At 31.3% G+C, this 18,850-nt stretch carries 19 protein-coding genes and 2 pseudogenes; 6 read left to right on the top strand and 15 right to left on the bottom strand.

The genetic code is table 11. From position 1 onward, the window contains the following. The first annotated feature begins 3 nt into the window (after positions 1–3). Together AGR56_RS15500 and AGR56_RS15495 are read left to right on the top strand one after the other, a co-directional pair. Positions 4–534, top strand: a complete 531-nt coding sequence (locus AGR56_RS15500; protein WP_053242972.1) for an Ig-like domain-containing protein — start codon at positions 4–6, stop codon at positions 532–534. Beyond that, positions 513–866, top strand: a complete 354-nt coding sequence (locus AGR56_RS15495; RefSeq protein ID WP_084757078.1) for a leucine-rich repeat domain-containing protein — start codon at positions 513–515, stop codon at positions 864–866. The genes AGR56_RS15500 and AGR56_RS15495 overlap by 22 nt, the downstream gene beginning before the upstream one ends. Positions 867–932: 66 nt before the next feature. On the opposite strand, the gene AGR56_RS15490 is transcribed toward AGR56_RS15495, so the two are convergent. Both AGR56_RS15490 and asnS read right to left on the bottom strand, forming a co-directional pair. Next, positions 933–1,871 (bottom strand): LD-carboxypeptidase, encoded by a 939-nt coding sequence (locus AGR56_RS15490; RefSeq protein WP_053242970.1) that lies wholly within the window; start codon positions 1,869–1,871, stop codon positions 933–935. A 541-nt stretch (positions 1,872–2,412) separates the two neighbouring features. Beyond that, a complete protein-coding gene (asnS, locus tag AGR56_RS15485) occupies positions 2,413–3,804 on the bottom strand; it encodes an asparagine--tRNA ligase (RefSeq protein ID WP_053242969.1) in 1,392 nt (463 codons plus the stop codon). Between the two features lie 342 nt (positions 3,805–4,146). On the opposite strand from asnS, the pseudogene AGR56_RS15480 reads away from it, so the two are divergent. Further along, positions 4,147–6,271, top strand: a pseudogene (locus AGR56_RS15480) (sodium-translocating pyrophosphatase). A 117-nt stretch (positions 6,272–6,388) separates the two neighbouring features. Here AGR56_RS15480 and AGR56_RS22170 read toward each other — a convergent pair. The 3 genes from AGR56_RS22170 to AGR56_RS23545 all read right to left on the bottom strand — a co-directional run bounded on the left by AGR56_RS22170 (position 6,389) and on the right by AGR56_RS23545 (position 8,445). After that, entirely contained in the window at positions 6,389–7,630 is a 1,242-nt protein-coding gene (locus AGR56_RS22170; RefSeq protein WP_231017204.1) for a methyltransferase domain-containing protein, read from the bottom strand. Positions 7,631–7,921: 291 nt separating this feature from the next. Continuing rightward, complete coding sequence (locus AGR56_RS23550; protein ID WP_347460546.1) at positions 7,922–8,206, bottom strand: MGMT family protein; 285 nt, start codon at positions 8,204–8,206, stop codon at positions 7,922–7,924. A gap of 2 nt (positions 8,207–8,208) precedes the next feature. Then, complete coding sequence (locus AGR56_RS23545) at positions 8,209–8,445, bottom strand: hypothetical protein (protein ID WP_347460496.1); 237 nt, start codon at positions 8,443–8,445, stop codon at positions 8,209–8,211. A gap of 390 nt (positions 8,446–8,835) precedes the next feature. Here AGR56_RS23545 and AGR56_RS15465 point away from each other — a divergent pair, with 390 nt between their 5' ends. Beyond that, entirely contained in the window at positions 8,836–10,110 is a 1,275-nt protein-coding gene (locus AGR56_RS15465) for an ATP-binding protein (RefSeq protein ID WP_053242968.1), read from the top strand. Positions 10,111–10,231: 121 nt separating this feature from the next. Here the strand turns inward: AGR56_RS15465 and AGR56_RS15460 are convergent, their stop codons facing one another. From AGR56_RS15460 to AGR56_RS15430, 10 genes and pseudogenes are all read right to left on the bottom strand, one after another. Continuing rightward, a complete protein-coding gene (locus AGR56_RS15460) occupies positions 10,232–10,579 on the bottom strand; it encodes a spore germination protein GerW family protein (RefSeq protein WP_053242967.1) in 348 nt (115 codons plus the stop codon). 114 nt (positions 10,580–10,693) lie between these two features. Then, entirely contained in the window at positions 10,694–11,830 is a 1,137-nt protein-coding gene (locus tag AGR56_RS15455) for an ABC transporter permease (RefSeq protein ID WP_053242966.1), read from the bottom strand. Positions 11,831–11,846: 16 nt separating this feature from the next. Further along, on the bottom strand, positions 11,847–12,623 hold the full coding sequence (locus AGR56_RS15450) for an ABC transporter ATP-binding protein (protein WP_053242965.1): 777 nt from the start codon (positions 12,621–12,623) through the stop codon (positions 11,847–11,849). 15 nt (positions 12,624–12,638) lie between these two features. Then, positions 12,639–12,788, bottom strand: coding sequence for a hypothetical protein (locus AGR56_RS22165; protein ID WP_242851483.1), 150 nt, complete (start codon positions 12,786–12,788; stop codon positions 12,639–12,641). Then, positions 12,785–13,384 carry a biotin/lipoyl-binding protein gene (locus tag AGR56_RS15445; protein WP_242851482.1) on the bottom strand — a complete coding sequence of 200 codons (600 nt, stop codon included), beginning with the start codon at positions 13,382–13,384 and terminating at the stop codon, positions 12,785–12,787. The genes AGR56_RS22165 and AGR56_RS15445 overlap by 4 nt, the downstream gene beginning before the upstream one ends. Next, entirely contained in the window at positions 13,374–13,673 is a 300-nt protein-coding gene (locus AGR56_RS22160; protein ID WP_242851481.1) for a hypothetical protein, read from the bottom strand. The genes AGR56_RS15445 and AGR56_RS22160 overlap by 11 nt, the downstream gene beginning before the upstream one ends. Continuing rightward, complete coding sequence (locus AGR56_RS22155; RefSeq protein WP_242851480.1) at positions 13,663–14,010, bottom strand: helix-turn-helix domain-containing protein; 348 nt, start codon at positions 14,008–14,010, stop codon at positions 13,663–13,665. Before AGR56_RS22155 ends, AGR56_RS22160 begins: the two co-directional genes overlap by 11 nt. A 463-nt stretch (positions 14,011–14,473) precedes the next feature. Beyond that, entirely contained in the window at positions 14,474–14,800 is a 327-nt protein-coding gene (locus AGR56_RS20845) for a hypothetical protein (protein ID WP_198150065.1), read from the bottom strand. Next, on the bottom strand, positions 14,772–15,272 hold the full coding sequence (locus tag AGR56_RS20840; RefSeq protein WP_198150064.1) for an alpha/beta hydrolase family protein: 501 nt from the start codon (positions 15,270–15,272) through the stop codon (positions 14,772–14,774). The genes AGR56_RS20845 and AGR56_RS20840 overlap by 29 nt, the downstream gene beginning before the upstream one ends. 55 nt (positions 15,273–15,327) lie before the next feature. Then, positions 15,328–16,363: pseudogene (locus AGR56_RS15430) on the bottom strand (ribonucleotide-diphosphate reductase subunit beta). Positions 16,364–17,297: 934 nt separating this feature from the next. Here AGR56_RS15430 and sigI point away from each other — a divergent pair. Further along, positions 17,298–17,999, top strand: a complete 702-nt coding sequence (gene sigI, locus AGR56_RS15425) for an RNA polymerase sigma factor SigI (protein ID WP_053242964.1) — start codon at positions 17,298–17,300, stop codon at positions 17,997–17,999. A gap of 25 nt (positions 18,000–18,024) precedes the next feature. Next, the gene (locus tag AGR56_RS15420) at positions 18,025–18,756 is read left to right on the top strand and encodes an anti-sigma factor domain-containing protein (protein ID WP_242851479.1); all 732 of its coding nucleotides are present in this window, start codon (positions 18,025–18,027) and stop codon (positions 18,754–18,756) included. Positions 18,757–18,850 lie beyond the last annotated feature (94 nt).

Below are 18,850 nucleotides of genomic sequence, written 5' to 3'. Positions count from 1 at the left end.
TTAATGCAAAAGCTGAAATTTTTTAAGGATAATCAAACTGTTGATAAAAATAAGAAATGGACAATAACATTTACTAAGCCTGTAGAACTAAATGATAATACAAAAAACAGCATAATTGTATTTGATCAAAATGATGGTAGCAATGCTGATATAAATCTAGAGTTAACCAATAATAATAAAAGTATAGTGGTAGATGCACCTGATGGCGGATATAGGTCAGGCGAAAAATACTGCTTAACTATAACAGAGGATATGAAATCCCAGAGCAATGACACAATTAAAAATCCACTTACGTTGACATTTTCGGTTGCAGGTGATGCTTCTGGCATAATTTTTAATGACAAAAATTTGGAAAATGCCGTAAGGAAACAAATAGGTAAAGAAACTGGAGACTTAACACAAAATGATTTAGATAAAGTAACCACACTTGCAGCAGTAAATGCAGATATAAAAGATCTTAATGGAATTGAAAATTTAAGAAATTTAACGGAAGTTTCCTTGGAGGCAATGCAATTACGAGTATTGAACCACTAGGAAAGCTAACTAAGCTTGAAACTATAAATTTAGTTGGATGCCAAATTCAAGATATAAGTCCGCTAAGTTCAATTCCTAGTTTACAGTTTTTATTCTTGAGTGGTAATAATATTGTTGATATAACGCCAATTGAAAAATTGACAAATATTCAGTATTTATCTTTAGATAGCAATAAAATTGAAGATGTTAGTCCTCTTTTAAAGCTTAAGAGTCTTACAGATCTTGAGATTTCAGATAATCCTATTAAAGATACTACACCTTTAAAAACATTGAGTTCACAGTTGAAGAGAAAAGATTTTGATATAGATTCTTCTGGAAATGTTATATTTTAAAGAAGCAAAATATACTAGATAAAAGGGCGCTGTCGTACTAAAAAAATTGCGACAGCCTCATTTTATTTATAGATGTACTACTGGTTCTAAAATTTCAATGGTTTTAGCATTACAATTAATATGAGCCTTAGCACCTATTGGAAGTGTAAGCTTTGGATAATCATGTCCACTCATGAAGTTTGAGATAGTTGGTTTGTTTAGAGACAATATGGTGTCTTTTATTACTTCTTCAAGTCTTAAGCTTCTTTCATAATGAGGTAAAGTGCAATTCTTAAATTGACCTAGTATGAACCCACTGCATTCCTGAAGTTTTCCACATAAAAGAAGATGTGTTAACATTCTATCTATTGAATAAGGCTCTTCGTGAACATCTTCTATAAAAAGTATATTATTTTTAAAGTTAACTTCATAAGGAGTTCCTATGGTATTACTTATAAGTGATAGGTTACCTCCCACTATATCTCCAGATGCATTACCAGATATTTCACATTTCATATCAATTTTTGGTGGATTTTTTATTATATATTTTCTATTTCCTTTCATAAGAGTATCTAAAAAGGATTTTAAAGTATATTCATCTTCTAAGTTTGAGCTCGCCATTGGTCCATGAAAAGTTATAAGGCCTGCTTTATTAAAAAATACATTTAAGTAAGTTGTTATGTCGCTAAAACCAACAAATATTTTTGGGTTGTTTTTTATTACATCAAAATCTATATATGGAAGGGTCCTCATAGAACCATATCCACCTCTTATGCATAGAATCATGTCTACATCTTTATCAAGGAACATATCCATAATATCCTCTGCTCTAGCTTTATCTTCTCCTGCAAGATAACCATATTTATCATAAACGTGGTTACCTATTTTCACTTTGAAGCCTAGCTTTGTAAGAAAATCTATTCCTCTTTTTATTGCTTCTGGTTTTTCTGGACTTGATGGTGAAACTATTCCTATAATATCACCATAATTCAATTTTTTCCTATCAAAAAAATCACCTTCAATCATATTTAAAATATATTTATTAGGTATACTCGTTCAGTGGGATTAACATCATAAGAGAGTGTGTTATGGTTTTAGAATTACATGGGCTCCGCCCAAACCCCTAGAATATAGAAACGCTAATATATAATTTCAGAATCACATGGGTTCCACCCCATAGCCATCAACCTAATTATTCAGTAAACTGAATAATAAATATATTTAGCTTTTTTATTATAATGGAAATGATGATTCATAATCATTTCATTATAATATGAAAATTATGACATTAAATTAAATTTAATGCGAACTAAATAAACGGCGACATTCTACTACGCTTGGTGGTTTGTTACAAGACTTCTTGGCAATTACCTTGACTGGACTTTCACCAGTTAGTATAGTCCAGCTTAGCTGGACGCACGAGCATTTTTTCAGCGAGTAAACATGCACGAGGTTTGGGCTTTGCCAATTATCCTTCTATGCCTCAAGCAAGCACTCGCTTAGAATCACCACTTTAGATTTATAGGATTTTTTTAATGTGACGAAGCATTGTTACTTCGCATTGTGTTTAAAATTCAGCGCTTCCTGTAGTTCTTGGGAAAGGAATAACATCTCTTATATTTGACATACCTGTAAGATACATTATCATTCTTTCAAAACCAAGTCCATAACCTGCATGCTTAGTTTCTCCATATTTTCTAAGCTCCAAGTACCACCAGTAATCTTCTTTCTTAAGTCCTAACTCTTCCATTCTCTTTTCAAGAACATCAAGTCTTTCTTCTCTTTGGCTTCCACCTATTATTTCTCCTATTCCAGGAACGAGAAGATCTGCTGCTGCTACTGTTTTATTATCATCATTCATTCTCATATAAAATGCTTTTATATCCTTTGGATAATCAGTTACGAATATTGGCTTTTTAAATATCTTTTCAGTTAAATACCTTTCATGCTCTGTTTGAAGATCTATACCCCATTCAACAGGATATTCAAATTGTTCTCCAGACTTTTTTAGTATATCAACAGCTTCAGTATATGTAACTCTTCCAAAATTATTGTTTATAACATTGTGAAGTCTTTCAAAAAGTTCCTTATCAATAAACTTATTAAAGAATTCCATTTCTTCCGGTGCTTTTTCCATAACATAATTTATTATGTACTTAACCATTTCTTCTGCAACATCCATATAATCCTTTAATTCTGCAAAAGCCATTTCAGGTTCTATCATCCAGAATTCTGCCGCATGTCTTGCAGTATTTGAATTTTCTGCTCTAAATGTTGGACCGAAAGTATATACATCTCTAAAAGCAAGTGCAAAAGTTTCAGCAGATAACTGACCACTTACAGTAAGATTTGTTTTCTTTCCAAAGAAATCCTTTGAATAATCTATTTCTCCCTTGTCATTCTTAGGCACATCATTTAAATTCAATGTTGTAACCTGAAACATTTCTCCAGCACCTTCCGCATCGCTGGCAGTCAAAAGGGGAGTATTTACATATACGAAATCTCTATCTTGAAAAAACTTATGTATTGCATAAGCAGCTAGTGAACGTACTCTAAATACTGCTGAAAATGTGTTACTTCTTGGTCTTAAATGTGCAATTGTTCTTAAATATTCTAAAGTATGTCTTTTTTTCTGAAGAGGATAATCATTATTTGAATTACCTAAAAGTTCAACTTTAGATGCGTGAATTTCAAAGTCTTGCTTTGCATCTGGAGTAAGCACGAATTCTCCTTGTATGTACACAGTAGAGCTTATAATAAATTTCGAAACTTCCTTAAAATTTTCAAGTTTATCATCAAAAACCACTTGAATGTTTTTAAAAAAACTTCCATCGTTTATTTCCATGAATCCAAAGGACTTAGATGCTCTTATAGTTTTAACCCATCCAGAAATTTCAATATTCTTTCCTGAATAAGTTTCGGGTGATTTATAAATTTCTTTTACAATTAAGTTTTTCATTGCATTTCCTCCAATTTAATGTATATATAAATTTTCATCAAAATTTTTAATCCATATAGTCTAATTTTATTACACGAATTATAATATCACAACCGTATCGTATGTCAACTCAATTATAAATAAAAACCTTATTTTATAATTAATGTAATTTTTTACTTTATAGTAAAGTATACTTATATAGGAGAAATTTTTTTGTTTTAGAAAGGAGTTTTGAATTTTGTGAAGAACATTAATATTGCATAAATAATAAATTTTCAAAATCTTTCAATAAGGGAGTGTGATACTTTTTTAACGAAATTTTCCGGAATAATTAAAATGTTTTAACAAAGGAGTGTGTATAACATGAATTCTTATTTTGTTATCTATGGCGTTGTAATTATTTCTATTTTAGCTATTATTTATTTTGCTAAATTTATCTTTAACCAAGACAAAGGCACAAAAAGTATGCAAGAAATCTCAAATGCAATAAGCGAAGGTGCTATGGCTTTTCTTAAAAGACAATATAAAACTATTGCAATGCTTTCTGTACTATTATTAGTTGTAATCGTTTTGGCGAATTACTTAGGGAACTCCTCTAAAGGCTCTTCCTCTGCACTCAGTATAGCCCTACGTACAGGTGTTGCTTTTATAGTTGGTGCGTTGTGTTCAGCACTTTCTGGATACATTGGTATGTACATGGCTGTTAACTCTAACATAAGAGCCGCCGCTGGTGCAAAAAAAAGGTCTTAATAAAGCCCTTCAAATAGCCTTAAAAGGCGGTGCTGTTACAGGACTTGCTGTTACTACTCTTTCTTTATTTGGTGTAGCCACTTTATTTTTACTTTATGGTGGTATGTCAAGCGATGTTAATATCATTAAAGAAGCTCCATCTCTAATTGTAGGTTTTGGATTTGGTGCCTCCTTTGTCGCTCTTTTTGCACAACTTGGTGGTGGAATATATACAAAAGCTGCCGATGTAGGTGCCGATCTTGTTGGAAAAGTAGAAGCTGGAATACCTGAAGATGACCCTAGAAATCCTGCCGTTATAGCCGACCTTGTTGGCGATAATGTTGGTGACTGCGCTGGTAGAGGTGCTGATCTTTTTGAATCTACCGCTGCAGAGAACATAGGTGCAATGATCTTAGGTGTTGCCTTATATCCTGTATTTGGAATAAAAGGCATATTATTTCCACTTGTTGCTCGTGCCTTAGGTATAATTACATCTATAATAGGCATATTTCTTGTTAAGGTTAAAGATGACAATGACGACCCTATGAAATCACTTGAAGTTGGATATGTTATAACCTCTATATTAAATTTGATTTTGTTAATATTTGTTGTTAAATTTATGCTAAGTGGACTAAATGGTAATGTTAATTATTGGCTGCTGTACGGATGTGCTGTGACAGGTATAATTTTAAGTATCATATTTGTAGTAGTTACAAATTACTATACTTCAATAAACAAAAGACCTGTAAAAGAAATATCAGAAGCATGCGAAACAGGTGCAGGCACAAATATTATTAAAGGTATATCTGTAGGAATGGAATCTACTGCATTACCGGTAGTATTTATATCTTTAGCTATATTTATAGCTTACAAGTTAGGTTCTGCTGCACTTCCTGGAACTGCAAATGCTGGTCTTTACGGAACAGCTATAGCTACTATGGGAATGCTTTCAAGCTGTGCTTATATACTTGCAATGGACACTTTTGGACCTATTACAGATAACGCAGGTGGAATAACTGAAATGTCTGGTGCTCCAGAAGAGATAAGAATTGTAACCGACAGATTAGATGCTTGCGGTAATACGACAAAAGCTCTTACAAAAGGATATGCCGTTGGTTCAGCTGCTCTTGCTACCTTCTTATTATTCTCTGCTTATCTAGATGAAGTAAAAAAAATACTTGGCAAACCTTTAAGCTCTTGGTTCGCTATAGATATTGGAAAACCAGAAGTATTTATAGCTGCTTTTATAGGTGCCATGATAGTATTTCTCTTTAGTTCCACTGCCATAAGAGCCGTTGGTAATGCAGCACAATATGTAATTTTAGAAGTAAGAAGACAATTTAAAGAAATACCTGGAATAATGGAAGGGAAAGCAAAACCTGATTATGCTAAATGTGTTGACATAGTTACTAAAGGTGCTTTAAAAGAGATGATTCTTCCTGGAATAATAGTTGTAATTACTCCTATTATTATAGGTATTCTTTTAGGTAAGGAAGCAGCTGGTGGTTTTCTTCTCGTAACTACTATAGCTGGTGTAGTTATGGCTTTATTCTTAAACAACGGTGGTGGTGCATGGGATAATGCAAAAAAACTTATTGAACTTGGAGCGCATGGAGGTAAAAACTCTGAAGCTCACAAGGCAGCCGTTGTTGGAGATACTGTAGGCGATCCATTTAAAGATACTGCTGGTCCTTCACTTCACGTATTAATCAAGCTAGTAAGTACTTTGACATTAGTATTTATTTCGTTATTTAGATAACGAAAAAGGGATGTATGGAATTAAATTTTTCCATACATCCTTTTTTCGCATGTTAATATTATCGAAATGCAATTTGAGCATTTTAACTGCTTATTTTAATGATATTACTGTAAATCGCTATAATTTTCTTGCTTTGATTACAAATGTTACAGGAAGCATTTTGGCTTTTTTAGCAAAGTCATTATCCTTATATAATTGAATAATCTCATCATCAGATTCTTCAATCATTTCATCAATGACAAATCCTGCTTTTGCTAATGCATTGACATAAGTTGATAGCTTGCGATCCGATAAAGATATTGCACCTCCTTCAAGAGGTACAGAGTACCAAGATTCATCAAAATAACTTTTTTTAAAAGAAAGCAAATCATTTTCGATAGCAACGCATTTATGTATTGGGTGAGACCAACTAAAAATAAATACACCATCTTTTTTTAGGTAAGAAGCAATCCTGCAAAAAGTACCTTCAAGATCAGTAGTCCAACCCACACCGTAAACAGAATAAACATAGTCAAAATAATCTACAGGTATTCCACAATCTTCTTCCATTGGTGAACAGATCAACTTTGCAGAAAAACCATTCAATGATAAATACTTCCTAGCTTTTTCTATTTGCTTTTCAGAAATATCTATCCCCCATAGTTCAGAAGCTTCGCGGTCTCCATGATATTTTAGAGAATGCCCAGTTCCGCAGCATATCTCTAACAACTTTTTGCCTGCTACATCGCCAAAAAGATGACATTTTTCCTCCGAAACAAATGCTCCATATTTAGGAAGTGCAGTTGTACCTATAACTTCATTTCCTTTAGTGTCCCAAAAAGAACTGTTAGTTTTATGAATATTGTTTTTATCCATATCAACCGAAATGGCATAGCCAACCTCTCCAGCACCTATAATGTTAGTTCTATGATTAGGATTCTTTTTCATACCGTTTCCCTCCATCAATATTAGTTTAAAGGTCAGGCGTGGAAATGTTTTTATAGCTCTCTCCTCGTTCCGAACCAAAGATGGCGCTATTCCGTGAAATCTGCTGAATACTCTTGAAAAAGCTGCTTGAGAATCATATCCATAACGTATAGCAACATCAATTAGTCTTTTTTCTATCAACGTAAAACCACTTGGTAAAGCCAATGCATCACATAATTGTATCAGCTTGTCATAATCATTTAACTTAACCTTATTAAAAAAATCATAAGCAAACTTATACTCATTATCCCTGCAACTTTTATTTATAATCTCTTCAATATCGTTAATACTGTTAGATGGACAAAAATGTGTCATACAAATTTTTGCTAACAAAGTATATCCTAATTCTTCATAATACTTATATCCACCTATCTTCCCATTTATATGCACCATCTTATTACTATTAATGAGTATCAATTATTTATTTGTACTTAGTTTATAAAAATTTATGCCTAAAATTCCGTAGGTACGGAGGAATTTTTCCTTGTACTACCGTGGGAGCAAAGTAACAATGCTGAAGGAACAGTTAAAAAAAAATTCTAATAAATCTTGGTTCAAAAATTGGAAAATGCTTAGATATTTCAATTGTCTGAGCATCCCTTCAGCGAGTTATTGAAATATCTTAGTATTTTATAATTTTTGAACCTTAGATTTATAGAATTTATTATTAAAAGTCCTTCTATATTATTCTAGAAGGATAATGGGATTACATCCCAAACCCCGCGTATGTGTATGTGACGAAGCATTGTTACTTTGCATTATCTTTTTTTCATGCCGCAACAGCCACTCTTTTCTCCACAGTCCCCCTGCATATCCAACAAGTTTTCCACTGGAACCTATAACCCTATGACATGGTATTACTATTGCTATTTTATTTTTATTATTTGCATTTCCAACAGCCCTTGACGCTTTTTCATTTCCAATAAGCTTTGCAATTTCACCATAAGTTGCAACCTTTCCATATGGTATTCTTATAAGCTCCCCCCATACTTCTTTTGAAAATCTGTGCCATTCAAAAATAAATTCAAATTAAATTCTTTTCTTTTTCCTTTAAAATACTCATCAAGTTCCTTTAAAGCTTCTAAAATCAAGTCTGATTCTGAATAATCATTTTCCTTTTGCGATACAAAGTCTAAACCTAACAAGCTTTTTTCATCTGTCGATATTTTTATTATTCCAATTGGTGATTCATAATAAGCAAATTTCATAATATTTTATTACCTTTCTCATAAAAATTAATATAATTATATACTATTTTAAAAGGTTATTCTATAATATAAAAAAACTACTCTTAAATCAGTGCACAGTTCACAATGCACAGTGATGGTTGATTTTTCTTCCGTTCCACTACAGAAAATCTTAAACTTAATGCTGACGCCAGTTAGAGAGAGCACATAAATTCCTTCGTTCACTAAGGGTGAACAGCATTTGTTTTTATATAATTTTAGATTTGTCTGACGTGAGGAAGATAAATCATGCTTCACTGTGAACTGTGCATTGTGAATTGTGAACTAAACAAACATTACTTGTAAATCTTACTATACAGATTTTAAAACTTTCATGTAATTTTAATATACCTATAAGAAGGGGGCATTCCAATGAATAATTTATCAGTAAAAGAATTTGGGGCAAATTTAAACAAATTAGTCGTATACAGAAATCTATTAAAAGATCCTGTTTTCACTATTTTAAAAAAATTAATTGATGAGGTTTGTTTAACTAATGGAAACAAAGATGAAATTATAAATCTTTATTATGAATTAAACTATAATTTAATTTCTTGCTCAGAAAAGTCAGGTTTAAACGGAAACTTATTAAAAGCATACATAATAGATTCCATAATAAAATCTAAAAATTTCTTTACAAAGGCTTGTGAGAAATATGGTGCAAATCTAGAAATAAGCCTTTATAGTGCAGCATTAAACGATATGGAAATACTCTATAACCTTACTAAATTAGATATTAAAAGTACATTAGATTTAGATGATAGTTTAACTCAAAATTATATTCCAACTTTAACAAAACCATCTATAAACATGTTTGAGATCAAAAAGAATAATATATTAAATTCCACTTCTCCTAGGGATATGCTTGAAAACATCGTAGAGTACTACTTTGAAATAGGTTCTGGTGAAATGTGCGATAACATAGCTTTTATGTGGAAAGATGGGCTTGTTGGTGTTAAGGATTACGATTATGTTGAGTTTTCAGATATTGTTGGATATAAATATCAAAAAGAAACTCTTATAAAAAACACAGAAGCTTTTATAAGTGGACACTCTGCAAATAACGTTCTTTTAATAGGTGCTCGTGGTACTGGAAAATCGTCTTCTGTTAAAGCACTAGCTACAGAATACTATGAAAAAGGTCTTAGACTAATTGAAATAACAAAAAACCAACTTTTATGCTTTCCTGAAATACTTACGGAACTTAAAAGCCGCGGAAAATACTTTATTGTATTTATAGATGATCTTTCCTTTGAAGAAGGCGAAATTGAATATAAACAAATGAAATCCTTCTTAGATGGCGGAATAGAAAAAATTCCTTCTAATGTTTTAGTTTATGCAACTTCAAACAGAAGACACTTAATAAAGGAAACCTGGAGTGATAGAAATCAAGTTGGTGAAGAAGAAATCCACAGTTCTGATACTGTAAATGAAAAGTTATCTCTTTCAGATAGATTTGGCATAAAACTCACTTATATATCTCCAAACCAAAATGAATATTTTAAAATAGTTGAAGAATTAGCTAAAAAACATAATCTTAATATTCCTGTGGAAACTTTAAGAAGTGAAGCTGTAAAATGGGCTGCTTCTCAAAATGGACGCTCTGGAAGAACAGCTAAACAATTTATAAATTCGCTGTCAGAATAAGTAAATAACAGTATAGGGATAGCTAACTTGGAATATTAAAATTAGTACCATCAAATTCATCCCGTTAAACTGGAATTTGTGAAGTAATATTAGAACTAACCCAAAAGGTAAAAGCTAACAACTATTTTTTGTTAGCTTTTACCTTTGATACTATCTCTGGAACCATTTTAAGAATTTTGTCTAAATTGATTTTATCATTTACAGGAAGAGTATTTACCTCATCATTTCTTATTACCACAATGGCATTTGGACTAATTCTTGCACCGGTACAAAATCCACTGCCCTTTTTATTATTGTGAATTACTCTGTTAGTGTTATTGGACCTGCCACAACCTAAAATAACTTTACTTATGGGCACTAATATAACTTCCCCTATGGCTATTGGTTTTCCTGCAATTATTTCTGTTTTTAAGGATTTTTCAAGTCCTGTAAATAAATTATCTAAATCTCCTTTTATATTCATTTCCATTTAAAATTCCTCCATGAATTCCACTTATATCCCCTTAGCCTTTTTATCTATTAATTATATCCACAAAATATATATTTATCCTAATAAATTGCAAATTGTACTCTGTACCCTGCCCTAGCTATTATACGGTTTAACTGCAAACCTAACTATGCTTATTATAAGTAGTATTCCTCCTATAGAGAATAAACAAATTACATCTCTAATGAGATATTGAAATCCAACACCTTTTGTTATAATACCTCTTAATATATCTATAAAATAAGTCAGTGGTAGTATGCTGCTTATAATCTGAACAAATTTAGGCATAGCTTCTATTGGAAATACAAAACCAGAAAGAAGAACACTTGGAAGTAAAACTAATATTGTAAGCTGCATAGCTTGAAGCTGTGTTTTTGAAACAGTGGATATTAAAATTCCTATAGCAAGTGCACATATTACAAACCCTGCACCAAGTAGTAGCAGCAGTGGCAGACTCCCATTTATAGGTACATTAAACCATACAAGTCCCAAAGCAAGTGAAAATAAGAAATCTACAAATCCTATAAAAATATATGGAACAAGTTTACCAAAGATAATTTCCGGAGATTTAAGTGGTGAAACCGTCAACTGTTCAATTGTGCCCCTTTCACGCTCCCTTACTAGTGCAAATGCTGTTAAAAGTATAGTTATATTTTGCATTATAAGTCCTATTAAACCTGGTATCGTAAAGTTTTGATTCTTTAAATCTGGATTATACAATACTTTTGTATTTACACTAACCCCTTCATTTGATACCTTGAAATTAGCCTTTTCACTTAATTCTTGAAGCTTGCTTACCCCATACTGCTGACCTGACAAAACTCCACTGCTAAAAACGGTCCTTGCCGTTGTAGGATCTGATCCATCAACAAGAAGCTGCACATCCGTTTTTTCTTTGTTTTGAAGTTTTGTTGAAAAATCTGGTGGAATAATAAGAGCTGAGTGCACCTTGCCTTCATCAATACTTTCATTTACTTTATCAATGCTGTGTTCCCTTGAAACAATATTAAAATAACCTGTATTTTCAAAACTTTGTATAAGTTCTCTGCTCTCTACTGAATTACTCTGATCAATCACCGTCATTGATATATTATTTAACTCTGTATTGACTGCATATCCAAATAAAAGTATCATAACTATTGGCATCATAATTGCAATTCCAAAGCTTGCTTTATCACGTTTAAGCTGAATTACTTCCTTTTTTATTATAGAAAGAAATCTTTGCATATTCATATTTAAGCCCCCTTTCTTATTTCCCTATCATCTTTTTGAGCTCTTCAAAGGAGTTTTCTACTTTTTCATTAGTCGTTCTTTCTACATATCTTATAAACACATCTTCAATATTTTTAACTCCTTCTCTTTCAATTAGTTCCTTTGGAGTTCCTGTAGCCATAAGTTTACTATTAAATATAAAAGCAAGCATATCACAGCTAGCAGCTTCATCCATATAATGTGTTGTCACAAGTACTGTTATTCCTTCACGAGCAAGTGTAAATATCATCTGCCAAAATATTCTCCTAGATACAGGATCAACTGCTGAAGTTGGTTCATCTAAAATTAAAATTTCTGGTCTGTGAATAAGTGCACATCCTAAAGCAAGCCTTTGCTTCCATCCTCCGGATAAAGTGCCTGTAATATTTTTTTCTCTTCCATTTAGTCCAGCCATGGTTACAATATATTTTTTTCTTTCTTCCCTTTCCTTTTTACCAAGCCCATAAATCCCAGCATAGAAATTTAAATTTTCATCCACAGTTAAGTCTTCATATAAACTAAACTTCTGAGACATATATCCTATCTTAGCCTTTACCTCTGCTTTAGATTTTCTAACATCATTTCCAAGCACATAGGCTGTTCCTTCAGTAGGTGATATAACTCCACAAAGCATTTTTATAACTGTAGATTTCCCGGAACCATTAGGACCAATAAATCCATATACTTTACCCTTGGGAACATTGAAACTTATATTATCAACTGCAGTAAGGTTTCCAAACTTTTTAGTTAGTCCCTTTATCTCTATTGCATTCATTTTTATCATCTCCCTCTACTTAACTTCAACATCCATTAAAGTTCCAGGAGTATAATTTAGATCACTAGGGATTTTAACTTTAACTTCAAATACCATTCCTTGTTTATCTTCTTTTGTCTCTGTATTCTTAGGCGTAAACTCAGCTTCAGGAGATATAAAAATCACCTCACCTGTTCCAACTTTTTTTTATCATTATAATACAAATTTAATTTGTTATTTAGCTTTATATCACCGCGCTTTGACTGTTCAACATATATTTTTATATACCTATTATCAACATCAAGAACCTTTGCTATATTTCCACCCTGCTGAACTACTTCCCCTTCGTTAACAAGTACATCTGAAATCACACCACTTTGATAATTTTTAACCTCGCATTTTGATATATTTAAATTTACTAAATCCAATGTTGCTTGTGCCTGTTTTACTGCACCTTCCACTTGTTTTTTCTTATTATCATCAACGCTTTGTGGCAAACTATCAAAATTTGCCTTTGCAGTTTCAAGGGAGCCTTCTGCCTGGCTCCTCTGAATTTTATACGCATCAGAATTTATATTAGCTACAACTTCATCCTTGTTAATTTTATTTCCTTCTTCAACATTCAATTTATCAATTTTTCCGCTAACTTCTGAAGTTACATAAACACTTTTACATTCTACTGTGCCTGTATACTTATTTTTGTCACCTGTCTTATTTGTGCATGCTGTTAAGCTAAAACATACAATTACTGCAAGGGCAAATACTACCTTTTTATTTTTCATTCCCTTCATCACCTTTCCTTACTATTCCATTTAGAAATACCTCTACCATTTCATCTACCTGCTGTTCTTTGCTAATTGTTATTAATTCAGGAAAAACCGTACTTTGAACTACATATGCAAATACGCTAGCAATCATAGTTCTTCCAACTACCATTGGATCGACATCCTTAAACAAATCTTTGAGCTTACTTTTATCAATATAATCAAATAAAATATCTTTGCCTACTAAGATTATATTTTCTTTAAAAGCTTCTTTTAAGTCATCTTGATATTGAATTTCAGTAAACACAATTTTGAAAAAGTTCTTTATTCTTTTCAAGTAAATCAATTCTATCTAGCATTATTAATTTAAGTATTTCCTTTAAATCTTTATCTTTATTTTTTTCTATTAACTTACCTAATCTTCTAGCTATAATATTTTTACCTATAGTTTTTGAAGAAAGTATTACTATCTTAGCAAGCAAAGTTTTTTTGTTTTTAAAATACCTAAATAAAGTTCCCTCAGCTATACCAGCCTCCTTGGAAATTTCGCTTGTTGTTGCCGCATTATATCCCTTTTCAGAAAAAATCTTAATTGCGGCATCTAATATTTGCTGCTCCCTATTTTCTGATGCTTTTCTTACCATAAGCAATTATCATCCCTACTAAAATTTTTTATTAATGAGTGAGTGCTCACTTATATTATATTCCTCCTTTGGATAATGTCAACCAGCTTTAATGCAATTTTACAATTAACTTTTATATTTTTTCAATATATTAAGAAAATATGACAATAACCCACATCTTAAGATGCAGGCTATTTTAAATTATTATATAATTTAATCCACAAGTTTTAAAATTTTCAGTTAATTATGCACATTTTTCATAGCTTATCCACATTTGTTGTGGATATCTCATAATAGCATGTGAATATCTAAAAATCTATACACATTTTTTTCTATGATAAAACACATTTTTCCCGGAAATACACCATTATTTGACCATATTATATAGACACAGCCTGTGGATAAAATAATGCACAAATTTGTCTATATTCCTGGAACTCATTAATGATATAAATTTTATCAATCTTCTCTTAAAACATAGTCTTCACTCCAATGACAACCATTTCAACACATCTTGTATTTTTTTATCCCAAAAGCCCCATTCATGAATTCCTCTTTCTTCTTTGTATGTGTAATCATAATTAAGCTGCTTCATAAATTCTCTAAACTTAACATTGTCTTGATATAAAAAATCTTCTGTACCACAGCATTGATATATTCTTGGTTTTTCACAGTTCTTTTCTGAAAGTTCCTTAGCCAAATGAAATAAATCATGCTTACTTCCCTTAATATTAGTAAAATCTCCTAAAATACTCTGAATCTCATCTGCCGTCATAATAGAATTATGCGGATCTTTTTTTCGTATCTTCATAAGTCCTAACGATATCAGTAACTCCAGATAAGCTTGCTGCTGCAGCATACTTTTCTGGACAACTCAAAGCAATTTTAAGTGCACCATACCCACCCATTGAAAGACCAGCTATAAATGTATCTTCTCTCTTATCGGATATATGAAAAAACTGCTGCATTAATTCTGGAAGCTCCTCAGTAATAAATGTGAAATACTTACATCCATGTGCCATGTCCGTATAGAAACTTCTTCCTCCATTTGGCATAACAACAATCAAGTTTTTTTCTGAGACATATCTTTCTATAGAAGTTCTTCTAATCCAAGTGCTTTCATCATCTGACAATCCATGCAAAAGATATAAAACAGAAGAATTTCCATTAGCTTTTGCTCCACCCATACCTATTTGAGTTTTAGTATTCTGAGGAAGTATAACCTTAGCAGATGTCGATAATCCCAAAATCTCAGAATAAAATTTGCAATCAATAAGTGCCATAAATTTTCACCTCATTTATATATTTAACTTAAGTACTATTTATAATATACCATAATTATAAATCATCTACCAAAGTACTTGCCTTCGCATATGCTGTAGATTTTGCTTCAAAAAAAGTCAGTCTTTACTGAATTTGCATCAGAATAAGTATCCACCCAAACGGCTGGATTTTCATCATATCCTTCATACAAAGATTCAAATCCAATTGCCTCAAGTCTTTTATTTCCAAGATATTTTATATAATCCTCTATAAGCTTTTTGTTTAACCCCTGAATTTCGTCACCTATTACATAGTGTCCCCATGCAATTTCATGTTCTACACCAGTTTTAAGCATATCTCTTAATTCCTTTTTAATTTCCTTTGTGAACATCTGTGGTTCTTCCCTTTGGAGTTCTTTTATAATATTTCTGAATAGCCATAAATGCGTATTTTCATCCCTGTTTATATACCTTATTTCCTGTGCTGAACCTGGCATTTTACCATTTCTCTCAAGATTATAAAAAAACATAAAACCTGAGTAAAAATAAATGCCCTCAAGTATGTAATTTCCCATTATTGTTTTTAAAAAATTCTTCTCGTTAGGGGTTTCAACAAAGTTATTATATATATCTCCTATAAACTTATTTCTATTAAGTAGTATATTGTCATCTTTCCACTGAAATAATATTTCATTTCTCTTCTCTGGAGAACATATTGTGTCAAGCATATAACTGTAGCTTTGAGAATGTACTGCTTCCTGAAATGCCTGAATAGTAAGACATAAATTAACCTCACTTGCTGTAATGTAATTATTTATATTTCCAAGATTGGCCGTTTGAACAGAATCAAGGAATATAAGAAATGAAAGTATTTTATCATAAGCTGTTTTCTCCCCTTCGGTAAGCTTCCCATAGTCCTTTAAATCCTGAGCTAAATTCACCTCTTCTGGTATCCAAAAGTTATTCATAGCCTGCCTATACCAGTCTGAAACCCATGTATATTTCATATTATTAAAATCATTTAAATTAGTAGTATTTCCATTCACCATTCTCTTTTTAGCTGTTTCCGTATCACCATTTTCATTGAACAACGGTTTTCTATTTATATACACTTAATCTACCTCCTTATTTATAATAAACATTTGAAACTTAAAAATTGCAAACTTAAATTTTATCCTGACAAACTGGAAGTTGTGAAGTAATAATGCTTCGTCGCGTTAAAAAAATCCTATAAATCTAAGGCTTAAAAATTGTAAAATACTAAGAAATTTCAATAACTCGCATACGCTCAAACAAATTGAAATATCTAAGCATTCTACAATTTTTAAACCAAGATTTATTAGAATTTTTTTTAAACCGTTCCTTCAGCATTGTTACTTCACCCCCACGGTAGTGCAAGGAAAAATTCCTCCGTACCTACGGAATTTTGACGTGAATCTTTATAATCCTTTATTTAAACAATTTAGCATTTATTTTATTGTAAAATCTCGTTAACAGTGAAAAATATTCCTTAACCTTTTGCCGTGGCAAAAACCTTCACCTTTGACAAGCAAAGCTATGTCAAACCCTTCACTTTTCACATAAGTGAAAAAGTTAGTTTTTTAATGAGCAGGGCGAATTAAAACCCTTCACTCAGCTCGACAAATTCCAGTTTGTAAGGATAAATTTGGTATTGGTAATTTAAATATTTCAGCTTGTTTATCTATAGATTGGCTAGAAAGTGAAAATTGTATTTACGAAGATTTACAAGTAATATATTTTAGTGCACAATTGACAATGTACGATTCACAGTTAAAGTGGATTGTGAACTGTGAGTTGTGCACTAATTTTATATAGACCATAAATGTTACCGAAAAACTTTTAAATAGAGTAGGGAGTAGAGTGAAGGCTAATTTTTTTATATTATTTTACTTAGCTTTGCAGAGTCTCATTCTTTTAAAACATAGCAAATGTAAAAAATAATTATTAACTTTAAGTACATGTAACCTTAATATTTACAAGCTCTATATCGAATATATATGGAAGATTTTATTGTGAGGTGAAAATATGTTTTTTAAGAAATCCCTTGAGGATCGAGTAGAGAAGGCAAAAAATGACCGAGAAGAATTAAATAAGTTAATTCAGGAGTATAAACCTTTTATAGCAAGCACTTTGCAGAAAAAAGCAGGAAAATATCTGCAGTATGGATATGATGATGAGCTTTCAATTGGTATGATGGCTTTTAAAGAAGCTGTAGAGTCATATGATAAAAGTAAAGGTAAATTTTTAAATTTTGCCAGACAAGTTATTGTTTTAAGAGGGATAGATTATTATAGAAAGAATAAAAAATCGGAAAATACAGTTTATTTGCAAGGAAATTATGGTATAGAAAATGAAGATGCAAGCACTGTAATGCTTAATAAAGCTATGGAAGAGTATAAACATAGAAATGTGAATGAAATGAGAAAATTAGAAATTTTAGAATATAAAAAGGAACTAAAGGAATGGGGAATTGAATTTATAGACCTAGTGCAGGTTTCTCCCAAGCAAGAAAGACTAAAAAAAACTTATAAGGATATCGCTCGTTTTATTGTACAGAATCAAGATATCCTTCATAAATTGATAAGCATAAAAAGATTGCCCTTAAAGGAAATAGAGAAGAGTATATGCATAAATCGTAAGAAGCTTGAAAGAGGAAGAATATATATTATTGCATTAGTAATTGCTACAATAGGTGACTATGAATTGATACGAGAGTACATAGAATGAAGGTGAGAATATGAAGGGAATTGTAATGGAAGAATTAGAATATAAACTTATCATATTAACAGAAAAAGGTGACTTTGTAGAGGTAGATAAGTCAGATAGAAAGGTACAAATTGGAGAAGAGATTATTATCAAAAGACAAAAAATAAATATAGAAAAAACTTTTAGACGATTTGCTTTAGCTGCAGCTGCAATCTTTATTATTATTTTAGCAAGTTATTCAATTTATGGTTCCTTTTTTACACGAGAATATGTAATCGTTAGTATAAATCCAAGTAATAATAAAAATGCAGCCATGGAAATACACTACAATTATTTTACAAAAATAGTAAAATTACAGGGCGCAAATAAAAGAGGAAGTGTCATTGTTAGAAAGATAGATAGATCTCAATTTAAATCCACCAGTACAGTGATTAATAAATTTATTAAAGTAGCTCAAGATGAAAATGTTATTTCACAGAAGAAAGAAAATACAATTGTAATAACAATAGCGTCTTCTAGTAAGAAAATTAATGATGAAAGCATTGATAGTTCAGTTGAGCATTACATTAGGGATAATAAGATAAATGCAAAAGCTATGATTGTATTGGGAGATGAAATTGATTATAAAAAATCAAAACAAATAGGTGTTCCAATCGATAAGTTTATTTTGATAAACGAAGCCATAAAAAAGAATCCTTCTTATAAATTTAATGATTTAAATAAAAAGTCTGTAGAAGAGCTTATTAATATAGCCAATCGACAAGGAAACTATGAATAATAGGCCTAGAAAAATAGTTCATATCCAATAAAAGTAAAAAATAAAATTTAATTTAATTTTTAATATACCTTAAAAAAAATACTAAAGCCTGCGT

Source organism: Clostridium sp. DMHC 10 (assembly GCF_001270375.1).
Taxonomy (GTDB): Bacteria; Bacillota; Clostridia; order Clostridiales; family Clostridiaceae; genus Clostridium_S; species Clostridium_S guangxiense.
The sequence above is the reverse complement of the archived record's forward strand: the minus strand, read 5'-3'. Positions and strand labels throughout refer to the sequence as shown.